We start from the raw sequence: 11,641 nt of genomic DNA, 5'->3' as shown, positions 1-11,641 counted from the left end.
TTCGTCGTCGAGCTGCGCACGCGGCGTCCGCAATCGGCCGCGCCGACGCGCTTCTAGCCCGAAGTATTCTCCGCCCCCCCAAAGACTTGCGCGGCGAACCCGCGGCACGGCATCAGGATTCCGACGGGGATACTAACATCTATCGACCCAGAAATTGGAATTCGGTTGCAAAAAATGCGACCGAAATTCCAATGTGCTTCGCAACGCCCCGCCAGGGCTCGAAATGCGGCGAGCGCGGGCCGCCGGGCGGCCGTTCCGGCGAGGACAGGCGGGCCCGCAGCGAGGCCTGGGACCAAGGCGGCCTCGGTCTGGCAGCTCGGCGTGGTGAAGCCGGGCGACAACCTCGCGCCGAACGCCGCCCCGACCCGTGACGGCGACGCCGACTACGCGCTCGGCACGATGACCGCGGCGCTCGGCACGATGACCGCGGCGCGCGTGATCACCACCGCCGGAATGATCACCGCGGTCGGCGTCAGCTTCCAGGCAGGCGCGGCCGCCGGCGTCGCTCGCGGCCCGGCCGCCGCCGCTCGGCCGATGCGCGCCGCTCGGCGCCGTCATGCGTCCGTCACAGGTCCGGCCATAGGCTCGTCCGGGTGGCTTCCGGAACGCTCCCCGAAGCGGGCCGGGATTCGGCTCGAGGACTCATGAAATGCATCTCACGCCAGGCTCATCGGTCGTCGCCCTCGTCCTCGCCGCGCCGCTCGCCGCGGCGGCCGGCGAGAGCGCCTCGCCCCCCGCGCTTCCCGAAACCGCGGCGGACGGCCCGTCCGCCGCCAACGCCGAAGCCGGCGGGACGGCCGGGCGGCCCGCGCTCGTGTCGGTCGGCCGGGACGGCGTCGAGATCCTGTCCCCGGACGGCGACTTCTCGCTCGAGATCGGCGGACGCCTGCATGCCGATTGGGTCCGGCACGGCAGCCTCGCTGGCGGGGCCGACGACGGCGCGCGGATCCGACGTGCTCGAATCGCGCTCGGCGGACGGCTCGAGCGCGATTGGCGCTGGACGGCCGAGACCGACTTCGCCGGCGACGCGGTCGCCGTCAAGGACTTCTCGCTCGGCTATCACGGCTGGACACGGGTCGCGGTGACGGCCGGCCAGCAGAAGCAGCCCTACAGCCTCGCGCTCGAAATGAGCTCGAACGACCTGCCTTTCGTCGAGCGCGGCATCGACAACGCGTTGCTCGCGCCCTTCGTCGATCGTGCGATCGGCGTGCGCGCCGACGCCGCCGGCAAGCGCTGGTTCGCCGCGGCCGGGGTGTTCGGCGGATCGACCGGCGATCGGGAGTCCGGCTGGGGGGCGAGCGGCCGCTTCGTCCATGCGCCGATTCTCGACGGGCGCCGCGTGCTGCATCTCGGCTTCCGCGCCGCGCGCCGCGAGCCGGACGACGCCGTGCGGATTCGCGCGGAGACGACACCTTCCTCCGGCGTGCACGTCGTCGACACCGGGCCGATCCCGTCCGCCGAAACCGTGACCCTGCTCGGGCCCGAGGTCGCGTTTGCCGCAGGCCCTTTCTCCGTCGCGGCGGAGCACACGCGCGCAAGGCTCGAGGGAACGGGCGCCGACGCGACGTTCACGGCATGGCATGCCGCGGTCACGCTCAGCCTCGGGGGCGCCACGCCGGCCGGCGCCTACGACATCGGCGCCGGAGAGTTTCGGAACCCGAGCTCTGCTCCCGGCTTCGCGCGCTCCTGGGAGCTCGCCGCGCGGACCGCCTCGATCGACCTGAACGACGGCGGGCTCGCCGGCGGAAGCGAGAGGACGTTCACGATCGGCGCGAGCTGGTACGCGAACACGAATGTCAGAATGATGCTCGACTGGACGCGCGTGACCGATACCGATGCATCGAGCGCGCTGCCGATCGAGGCCGACGGCCTCGACGTCCTGACCCTGCGCCTTCAATACGCTCTCTGAGCGGTCGCGCCCCCGGGGGCGTTTACACAGATTGTGAGGGGCGTGGAGCGACATCCTGCACCGAGGAATCGCGCGCGCGTGCACGGGCTCGACGCCGCGGATTGGCGGTTTCTAATTTTTTTGAGACAATCGCAGCATCCAGACTTTTGTTTACGAGAAACTGTTGCGGATCGAGGATCGCGTCGCCGATCTCGCGGAGCGGGACGTTCGCGCTGCGCGCGAGCTCTGCTTCGAACGCATCGAGCAGAGGTCCGCTCTCGAGCGTGAGCACGCTCGACCAAGCGCGCCTTCTTCGGTCCCTGGCCGTCAGCAGCAGACTCTTCTTGCCGGGCTCCACGGACATCGCCGTGGAGCGGATCAACACCAGCGACTCCGTCTTCCCTGAGTAGCGTCCGCTGCCCGACACCCACTCGAGGGGCCACCCCGGTATGCCTTCACGGACAGGAACGGCGACCATCGCGCAAATCCCGAACATGCTCATCCAATCCACCCTTGTCGGTCTCCCTGAGTCATACACGGACAGCGCCCGACCCCGTTCCCCGGGGAGCGAACGAGCGGCTCATCTCGCCGCCGCGGGCCGTCTCGCGCGCGCCACACGCCTGGTACGATTCTTGCTCCGCGAGCGGAAAATGAAGCCCCACTTTGCTCGGTGCGCCTGTTATTGCTGGAGGACAACGTCGATGCCGCCGCGTCGCTCGCGGAGGCACTGACGTACCTCGACGAGAGCTACGAAATCCGCCGCGTCACGCAGCTCAAGGACGCCGAGCGGGTCGTGCGGGACGAGCCTCTCGAGGTCGCCTTGATCGATCTCACGCTGCCTGACGCCGACGGGTGTGACGCGGCGGTCACACTTCGCCGTGTCGCCCCCGACCTGCCCCTGGTCGCACTCACGGGAAAGGACTTCGAGGCCGTGGCTCTCGAGCTGGTCAGGATCGGCGTTCAGGATTTCCTGCAAAAAGGCAACACGTCCGTGCAGCGGATCCACCAGGTGCTGCAGCTCGCCGTGGAGCGCCATCGGCAGGAAACCGCGCTCCGCCGCCAGGCGTGCTTCGACGCGCTGACGGGCGTGCTCAATCGCGCGGAGCTCTACAGGCAGCTCGCGAAGGCGATCAGCCACGCGACCCGCAGCGTGTATCGCGGCGCCGTCATGATCATCGACATCGACGACTTCAAGCAGATCAACGACGGCTACGGCCACCAGGCCGGCGATCTCGTCCTGAAGGACATCGCCGCGCGCCTCTCCGCCGTCGCGCGCGCCGGGGACAGCATCGGCCGCATCGGCGGAGACGAGTTCGTCCTGATCCTCGAGGGGCTGCGCAGCCGCGAGGACGCGGCCGCGGCGGCGAAGAAAGCGAGCGAGACGACGAGCTACGAGCTGAAAGTGAACGGGCGCTGCGTGCCGGTCTCGACGAGCATCGGCGTTGCGGTATTCCCCGATCAGGCCGACAGCTCCGAGACCCTGCTCGAGCTTGCGGACAAGGCGATGTACGTGGCGAAGCGTAAGGGAAAAAAGCAGTTCTGCTTCTACGCGCCGTCGCACGGCAACGGCGGCCACCGGAATTGACGCCGCGCTTCGTGCGCCGCGGCGCGGACGGCGCCGGTAATCCAAAAATCGCGTGGCATGGAAGTTGCACTCGCCCGTCCTGGCCGGTCGCGGACCGCGGAGAGGCGCGCCGGGCGGCCGTCATTCAAGGTCAGGGATGGAGCGAGAGATGACGTTGGAAAAATTGATGCACCGTCTCGCAATTGCGAGCTTCGCAGCCATGACGCTCGGCATCGCGGCGTGCAACACGGTCGAGGGCGTGGGCGAGGATGTCGAAGCGGCCGGCGATGCGATCGAAGACGAGGCGGACGAGCGCAACTGAGCGGGCGGGCGAGCCCTCCCGGGATCGCGCCCTATAATCGCGCCCTATAAATGTTGCGCAAGGGCGGCGTGACCGGTCCCCGCGGTCCGGCGCGCTTGCCCGGCGACTCGCCGACCGATTACCGTCCCGCCCGTACGCGTAGCGGGGCGGGATGTGCTGAGCTACCAACACGAATATCACGCCGGCAATCACGCCGATGTGCTGAAGCATTGCGTGCTGACGCTGCTGATCGGTGCGCTGCAGAGGAAGCCCGCGCCGCTCCGCGTCATCGACACGCATGCCGGTTCGGGCGTGTACGATCTCGACGACGAGCGCGCGCTGCACCGACGCGAGCACGAGGGCGGGATCGCGCGCGTGCTCGCGCAGCGCGCGCGGCCGCCCGAGATCGCGCGCTACCTCGAGGTCGTCGAAGCCTTCAACGAGAACGGCGAGCTGCGCCGTTACCCCGGCTCGCCGCCAATCGCGCGTGCGTTGCTCCGGCCGCAGGATCACCTCGAGCTGTTCGAGCTTCATCCGCAAGCCTTCGCCGCGCTTGCCACGCGGTTTCGCCGCGACCGCCAAGCTCACGTTCACCGGCGCGACGCCCTCGAAGGCCTCGTCGCCGTCGTGCCGCCGCCGGAGCGGCGCGGCGTCGTCCTGGTCGATCCTTCGTACGAGACCCGGGATGATTTCGTCCGCGTGCCCGACGCGCTCGGCGCCGCGCACCGCCGCTGGGCGATCGGCGTCTACGCGGTGTGGTACCCACTGATCGACAAGCCCGCCGCCGCAAAGCTCGCCCGCGCGCTGCGTGCGCTGCCGCTGCCGCGGCTCTTCGAGGTCGAGCTCGAGATCTCCCCGGCGGCATCCGGCCTACGCGGATCGGGCCTCGTCATTGCGAACCTGCCGTTCGGAGTGGACGCCGAGCTCGAGCGACTGCTGCCCTGGCTCGATCGCGTCCTCGCGGGCGGGGCCGGGACGCACCGCGCAAGGTGGCTCGCACCGCAATGAGCGTCGGCGAGGACTTGCACGCCGCGCCGATTCACGCGGCCGAGTTCCGCTTCTACGCGGAGCTCAACGACTTCCTGCCGCAGGCCCGGAGACAGCGCTCGTTCTCTTACCGGTACACCGGGTCGCCGTCGCTGAAGGACGCGATCGAAGCGCTCGGCGTGCCGCACACGGAGGTGGATCTGATTCTCGTCGACGGTCGCTCGGCCGCGTTCGACGATCCCGTTCCGGCCGGCGCCCGCGTCGCCGTCTACCCGGCGTTCGAAACGCTCGACGTCGCCGGGCTCACCCGCTTGCGGCCGGAGCCGTTGCGCGTCACGCGCTTCGTCGCGGACGTTCATCTCGGCACGCTCGCGCGGTATCTGCGCCTCGTCGGCTTCGATACCGTCTGGCGCAACGATCTCGGCGACGACGAGATCATCGCGATCGCCGCCCGCGAGCACAGGATCATCCTGACGCGCGACCGCGGCATCCTCCGGGACGGACGCGTGACGCACGGCTACTGGCTGCGAGCCGTCGATCCGCGCGAGCAGTTCGAGGAGCTCGTGCGCGCGCTCGATCTCGCGCGCCGTGTGCGGCCGTACACGCGCTGCCTCGAATGCAACGGTCTTCTCGAGCCGCTGTCGCGCGAGGCCGCGAAACCGCTCGTGCCCGCACGGGTTCACGCCGCTCATCGGGAGTTCGTGCGCTGCGGCAGATGCGGGCGCGTCTATTGGTCGGGATCGCATCGCGCGCGGCTCGACGCGATCGTGCGAAGCGCGCTCGAAGCGGGACCGGCGCGCAGCTGAGGCGGCCGCCGGTCGCACGGCGAGGCGTGAAACGCGCGCCGACGCCGTGGAAGCCCTCGCCCTCGTGCCTCTCGAGCCCGCTCAGCCGTGCGCGCCGCCCGGCCCGTGAGCGTGGCCGTGCGCGATCTCCTCGCGGGTCGCGTCGCGCACGTCCACGATCTTCACGTCGAACACGAGCGTCTTGCCGGCCAGCGGATGATTGAAATCGAGGTCGACGTTGAAACGGCCGACCTTCAGCACGGTGGCCGTGCGATAGCCGGAGTCCGTGTTGACCGTCACCACCTTGCCGACCCCGAGCTTGCCGGGCCGCACGAGGTGCTTGATCGGCACGCGCTGCACCGCGTCCGAACGGCGCTCGCCGTACGCGTCCTCGGGCGGGACCGTGACCGTCAGCGCGTCGCCCGCGCGCTTGCCGCGAAGCTGCGCCTCGAGGCCCGGCACGATGTTGCCGCGGCCGTGAAGATAGGCGATCGGCCCGCGCTCCTCGGAGCTCTCCTCGAACGTGCCTTCCGCGTCCGTCAGCTTGTAGTGGAGCGTGACGACCTTGTTCAAGCCTATTTCCATGGATCGACTCGGGGCCGGGCGGCGGCAGATCTTTTGAAAGAAGAATCCATCGGTCGCGGGCCGCGATCAAGCTCCGCTCAGAGCTCTCGATAGACCCAACGCACCACGGCCTCCTCGAGCTCGGAGCCCGGACCGCGATGGGCGTCCTCGGCGTTCAGCAGTATCGCCACGACGTAATCCGCCCCGCTCGCGGCACGGACGTAACCGGCGAGCGCGGCCACGTGGTCGAGGCTTCCGGTCTTCACGTGCATGACCGCCGAGTAGCCGTCGAAGCGGTCGCGGGTCGTGCCGTCGAGGCCTCCGAGCGACAGCGACGACAAGAATTCCGGCGCGTACGGGCTCGCGGCGGCCGCGCGCAGCACGTCGACGAGCAGCGCCGCCGAGACGCGCGCGTCGCGCGACAGCCCTGCGCCGTTGTCCATCGCGAGCGTGCTCGTGTCGAAGCCGTTCGCGACGAGGAAATCCTCGATGACGTGCTTGCCCTTCTCGCGCGTGCCGGGCGCCCCGAGCTTCTCGGCGCCGAGCGTGTAGAGCAGCTGGCGCGTCATCACGTTGTTGCTGTTCTTGTTGATGCTGCGCACGACGTTGGCGAGCGGCGGCGACAGCCACGTCAGCGCGGGCTCGGAGCCCGCTGCGGCGACGCCCCGTCGCAAACTGCCTTCGAATCGCCCTCCGAGCTCCTCCCACAGCGTGCGAAAGAGCCCGAGAACGTACGTGTCGTGCCGCAGCACGGTGCGCGCCATCCGGTACGTCTCACAGCGCGACGGGAAGGCGCCGCCGAAGACGACCTCCGCGAGATCATCGCCGACGACGTCGACACTGATGCCCGCCTGGTAGCCTCGGCACGGACCCTCCGCGAGGCGAATGCGGTTGCGGATGTCGAGATTCGCGAGCGGCGGCTCGGCGACGATGTCGACGCGGCCGTCGGCCGGATTCGCGAAGAAGTGGAACTGCACCGCCTTGAAGTTCACGAGCAGCGCGCTCGGCAGCACGTTGTACGTTCGAAACGGCTGGCCGTCGAACTCGCCCGGAGCGGGCTCGTTCACCGCGAAGAAGCTGTCGTCGATCACGAGATCGCCGGCGATCTCCTCGAGCCCGATGCGGCGCAGCGCGCGCAAGAGCTTCCAGAACTCCTCGAGCACGAGATACGGATCGCCGTATCCCTTCAGGAGCAGGTCGCCATCGAGCTTGCCGTCGTCGAGCGGGCCGAGGAAATACACCTCGGTCGGCCACCGGTAGGTGGGCCCGAGAATCTCGAGGGCGGACCACGTGGTCACGAGCTTCATCACGGAGGCCGGATTGCGCGGCACGTCCGGCAGATGCGCGAGCACCGGCTCCGCCGAGTCGACGGCTTGCACGACGACGCTGACCGCGTCCTCCGGGATACCGTGGCCTTGCAGCACGCGCGCGACGGGCGGGGGCAGCGTCGACGCGAGCGCGCTCGCCGCGAGACACCACAGCGCGAATCCCATCGCCCCCCGCATGGGCAGCGGATTGTGCCGAAGTCCGCGCGCGATGAACAGCGGCGGCCTGCTCCGCTCGAGCAGCCGCTCGCGCTCGAGCTCGGCCTTCGTCGGCGCCGTGTTGTCTTCGAGCGCGCCGACGATTCCGAAGGAGGAAAGCGCGGTTTCCCTGTCCGCGGAGCGGGGTTTATAGTTTCCCGCGTCGTTGTCGGGAGAAGCGCGATGACCGAGGAACGAGACAAGCTCGACCGGCGCTCATTCATGGGCGCACTGGGCACGGCGGCCGGGGTCGGCGCGGCCGTGTTCTCGGGCGCGGCACGGGCGCAGGCGCCGAATGCCGCCCCGGCGCGGCCCGCGGGCCCTCCGGAGGAGGAGCTTCGCCCGTCGATGCGGCGCCCGACGAGGCTCTATCGGCTCGAGGCCGACGTCCACGATTGCGAGGTCGAAGGCGAGGTTCCGGCCGATCTGAACGGCGCCTTCTACCGCGTCGGCCCCGATCCGCAGTATCCGCTGCGTCCCGGCAACATCCCGTTCGACGGCGAAGGCCACGTCAGCATGTTCCGCATCAAGAACGGCCGCGTCGACTATCGCAGCCGTTACGTGCGCAACGACCGCTACCTCGCCCAGGACAAGGCGCGGCGCATCCTCTTTCCGATGTACCGCAACCCGTACATGGACGATCCGAGCGTCAAGGGCCTGTCGCGCAGCACCGCGAACACGCACATCATCGACCACCGCAAGGTTCTGCTCGCGCTGAAGGAGGACAGCCCGCCCTCGGCGCTCGATCTTCTCACCCTCGAGACGGTGGCGGCGAGCTACACGTTCGACGGCCAGCTCCCGAGCAAGACGTTCACGGCGCACCCGAAGACCGACTCGGAGACCGGCAACATGGTCGCGTTCGGGTACGAGGCCACCGGGCACGGCAGCCGCGACGTCTCGGTCTTCGAGTTCACGCCGGACGGCAAGCTCGTGTGGAACGCGATGATCCAGGTGCCGTACGTCGGCATGCTGCACGACTTCGCCGTCACGCAGCGTCACATCGTGTTCTACGTGATCCCGCTCGCGATCGACGAGGAGCAGATGCGCAACGGCGGCATCCACTGGTCGTGGGATTCGACGAAGCCCACGTACTTCGGAGCGATGCGCCGCGGCGGCGACGGCAAGGATCTCGTGTGGATCGAAGGCCCGACCCGTAGCGCCACGCACGTGATGGGCGCGTTCGACGACGGCAACCGCGTGTACGTCGACGTCGAGATGTCGATGTCGAACCCGTTCCCGTTCATGCCGATGCGGGACGGCGCGCCGTGGGATCCCGTGGCGGGCTCGAGTCACATCACGCGTCTCTCGGCGGATCTGTCGCAGCGGCGGCCGCGGAATTACGGGATCGAGACGCTGTACCCCGATCACGTCGGCGCGCTGCCGCGGCAGGACGACCGCTACAACACGATGCCGTACCGCTACGGGTTCTTGCCGTGCCCGGATCCGGCGGCGGCCGATCCGCGCCGCGCCGGCGCCTGCTACGCGCGCTTCGACCACCAGACCCGCAAAGCCACGCTGTTCAACGCAGGGCCCGATACCGATCTCGCTGAATGCTGCTTCGCGCCGAAGAGCGCCGATGCCCCGGAAGCGCAGGGCTATCTCCTCGGCGTCGCCACGCGCAACAACGAAAACGGGCGCGCGGATCTTCTGATCCTCGACGCCGAGCACCTCGACGAAGGCCCCGTGGCCGTCGTCAAGCTGCCGATGCGCGCGGTCGGACAGGTACACGGATGGTGGGTGCCGGAGAGCCGGCTACCGATACCGACCTGATCGCGACCGAGCGGCAGCGGGGCGCCGCGCTCTCTAGACGCGGGGGAAAGATTTGCGCCGCACGGACGCGCGCGCGAGAAGCGGCTGGGAAGCACCGGATGGCGCGCGCCGACGCCGCTTCGAGGGCGGTGCCGGCGAACGCCGGGCAGGCTGACAGTGGAAAAGCACCGATATCCGATTGCGCTCATGGTCGCCGGCCTCGCTTTCGCTCTCTTTGGCTGCGGTGACCCGACGACGGCGCAGACCGCGGACGGCGCGGCCGCGAGCGCCGGGGCGAGATCCGGGGGCGCATCGCGCGCCGCGGCGCTCGAACGGCGGCTCGACGCGCTCGAGATCCGCAAGACGCGGCTCGAGGATGCGAACGCGATCAGACGGCTGCAGCGCGCCTACGGCTATTACGTCGATCGCGGCCTGTGGGACGAGGTCGCCGATCTCTTCGCCGAGAACGGCTCGATCGAGATCGGGCTCGACGGCGTCTACGTCGGCAAGGAACGGGTGCGCGAGTACCTCTATGCGCTCGGCAACGGCCGCTCGGGGCTTGCCGAAGGCGAGCTGAACGAGCACATGCAGCTGATGCCGGTCGTGACGATCGCTGCGGACGGCACGACGGCCAAAGCCCGCTGGCGCGGATTGATCATGGCGGGTCGGCTCGGCGATGGGGCGCTGTGGGGCGAAGGCCCTTACGAGAACGAGTACGTCAAGGAGGACGGCGTCTGGAAGATCTCGAAGCTGCACTGGTTCCAGAGCTTCCTGGTGCCGTACGAAGGCGGCTGGGCGGCCAACGAAGACGCGACGGGCGCCAAGTACGTCTCCGAGCGCCTGCCGCCCGACGCGCCTCCTTCCGTGCAGTACGACACGTGGCCAGCCACGTTCCTGCCGCCGTTCCATTTCCCGAACCCGGTCACCGGCGCCTCGGCGTCCGCGGCCGCCGGCGGCCGCGAGTCGCCGGTCGACGGCGCCGACGCCGCGAGCGGCGACGCGCTCGCGTGGCGCGCGGCGGTGCTCGCACACGAAGTGCAGCTTCTCGAGGACGAGAACGCGATCGAGAATCTGCAACGCACGTACGGCTTCTACATCGAGGAAGGGCTGTGGACGCAGGCGGCGAACCTCTTCGCTGAGAACGCCACGTTCGAGGTCGGCGGCCGGGGCGTCTACGTCGGCAAGGCGCGGGTGCTCGCTTACCTGCGCTCGCTCGGCGACGAGTACCCGCAATACGGGCGGCTGTTCGACCGCATGCAGCTTCAGCCCATCGTCCACGTCGCGCCCGACGGGCGCACGGCGAAGGGCCGCTGGCGGCTGTTCGCGCAAGAAGCCGAGCACGGCGAGTTCGGCGAATGGGGCGTCGGCTGGTACGAGAACGACTACGTGAAGGAAGGCGGCGTCTGGAAGATCGCCGCCCTCCGCGTCTTCCCGCGGATGTACACGCCCTACGAGGACGGTTGGGGCAAGACCGCGCTGCCCGCGCCTTCGTTCGCGTCGGATCTCCCGCCGGACCGGCCGCCGACCGTCCCGCACGCGCTCTATCCGGCGGTGCCGACGGCGCCGTTCCACTACGAGAATCCGGTCACGGGCGGCCCGGTCTATGCCGAATCGCCGTCCCGATTCGCGGCCGTGCCGGAAGATTCGAGCCTCGATGCGGTTGCGGCCGCGATCGATTCGATCGCCGGCCGCATCGAGAGACTCGAGGACGTCGAGGCGATCGAGCGGCTGCACTCCGTTTACGGCTACTACCTCGCGCGCAACCAATGGGACGATCTCGCCGGCATCTTCGCCGACGACGGCACGATCGAGATCGCGCAGCGCGGCGTGTACGTCGGAAAGGCCAGCGTGCGCCGGAACCTGAATTTGTACGGCGAGCAGGGCATTCATTACGGGGTGCAGCACAACCACATGCAGTATCAGCCCGTGATTCACGTCGCGCCGGACGGACGTACGGCGAACATGCGCTCGCGGGCGTTCAGCATCATGGGGAACTACGGCCAGACCGGGTTCTTCATGGGCGGCGTTTACGAGAACGAGTTCGTCAAGGAGGACGGCGTCTGGAAGGTCAAGAAGGACCAGGTGTTCAACACGTACTTCGTGCCGTACGACGTCGGCTTCAAGGACGTGCCGCAGCGCGACCCGCCCGGCATCTCGGACTCGAACCCTCCGGACCGGCCGCCGTCGGTCGCGTTCGAGATGTACCCGGAGACCTTCCTGCCTCCGTTCCACTATCCGAATCCGGTGACGGGCGAGCCCGTCGTCGTCCCGTAGCCCCGC

At 69.1% G+C, this 11,641-nt stretch carries 11 protein-coding genes; 8 read left to right on the top strand and 3 right to left on the bottom strand.

All coding sequences use genetic code 11. The features are described 5' to 3' along the window. Positions 1-321 precede the first annotated feature (321 nt). Together VF329_02550 and VF329_02545 are read left to right on the top strand one after the other, a co-directional pair. Entirely contained in the window at positions 322-648 is a 327-nt protein-coding gene (locus VF329_02550) for a hypothetical protein (protein HEX7079877.1), read from the top strand. A 1-nt stretch (position 649) separates the two neighbouring features. Beyond that, positions 650-1,909, top strand: a complete 1,260-nt coding sequence (locus VF329_02545; GenBank protein HEX7079876.1) for a porin — start codon at positions 650-652, stop codon at positions 1,907-1,909. A 22-nt stretch (positions 1,910-1,931) separates the two neighbouring features. On the opposite strand, the gene VF329_02540 is transcribed toward VF329_02545, so the two are convergent. After that, entirely contained in the window at positions 1,932-2,399 is a 468-nt protein-coding gene (locus VF329_02540; protein HEX7079875.1) for a hypothetical protein, read from the bottom strand. Between the two features lie 159 nt (positions 2,400-2,558). Between VF329_02540 and VF329_02535 the strand changes: the two genes are divergently transcribed. From VF329_02535 to VF329_02520, 4 genes are all read left to right on the top strand, one after another. Continuing rightward, entirely contained in the window at positions 2,559-3,473 is a 915-nt protein-coding gene (locus VF329_02535; GenBank protein ID HEX7079874.1) for a GGDEF domain-containing response regulator, read from the top strand. A gap of 166 nt (positions 3,474-3,639) precedes the next feature. Beyond that, complete coding sequence (locus VF329_02530; protein HEX7079873.1) at positions 3,640-3,774, top strand: entericidin A/B family lipoprotein; 135 nt, start codon at positions 3,640-3,642, stop codon at positions 3,772-3,774. A gap of 153 nt (positions 3,775-3,927) precedes the next feature. Then, positions 3,928-4,761 carry a 23S rRNA (adenine(2030)-N(6))-methyltransferase RlmJ gene (gene rlmJ, locus VF329_02525; protein ID HEX7079872.1) on the top strand — a complete coding sequence of 278 codons (834 nt, stop codon included), beginning with the start codon at positions 3,928-3,930 and terminating at the stop codon, positions 4,759-4,761. Beyond that, complete coding sequence (locus VF329_02520) at positions 4,758-5,546, top strand: Mut7-C RNAse domain-containing protein (GenBank protein HEX7079871.1); 789 nt, start codon at positions 4,758-4,760, stop codon at positions 5,544-5,546. The genes rlmJ and VF329_02520 overlap by 4 nt, the downstream gene beginning before the upstream one ends. Before the next feature lie 81 nt (positions 5,547-5,627). On the opposite strand, the gene VF329_02515 is transcribed toward VF329_02520, so the two are convergent. Further along, positions 5,628-6,110 carry a peptidylprolyl isomerase gene (locus VF329_02515; GenBank protein ID HEX7079870.1) on the bottom strand — a complete coding sequence of 161 codons (483 nt, stop codon included), beginning with the start codon at positions 6,108-6,110 and terminating at the stop codon, positions 5,628-5,630. A gap of 77 nt (positions 6,111-6,187) precedes the next feature. Further along, complete coding sequence (gene dacB, locus VF329_02510) at positions 6,188-7,594, bottom strand: D-alanyl-D-alanine carboxypeptidase/D-alanyl-D-alanine-endopeptidase (protein HEX7079869.1); 1,407 nt, start codon at positions 7,592-7,594, stop codon at positions 6,188-6,190. Positions 7,595-7,795: 201 nt separating this feature from the next. On the opposite strand from dacB, the gene VF329_02505 reads away from it, so the two are divergent. Beyond that, entirely contained in the window at positions 7,796-9,382 is a 1,587-nt protein-coding gene (locus VF329_02505; GenBank protein ID HEX7079868.1) for a carotenoid oxygenase family protein, read from the top strand. A gap of 156 nt (positions 9,383-9,538) precedes the next feature. Then, on the top strand, positions 9,539-11,635 hold the full coding sequence (locus VF329_02500; GenBank protein HEX7079867.1) for a nuclear transport factor 2 family protein: 2,097 nt from the start codon (positions 9,539-9,541) through the stop codon (positions 11,633-11,635). Positions 11,636-11,641: the final 6 nt, after the last annotated feature.

The sequence above is a fragment of the Gammaproteobacteria bacterium genome, assembly GCA_036381015.1.
Lineage (GTDB): Bacteria > Pseudomonadota > Gammaproteobacteria > Steroidobacterales > Rariloculaceae > ZC4RG20.
Note: the sequence above shows the minus strand (reverse complement) of the source record. Positions and strands in the feature narration are given on the sequence as shown.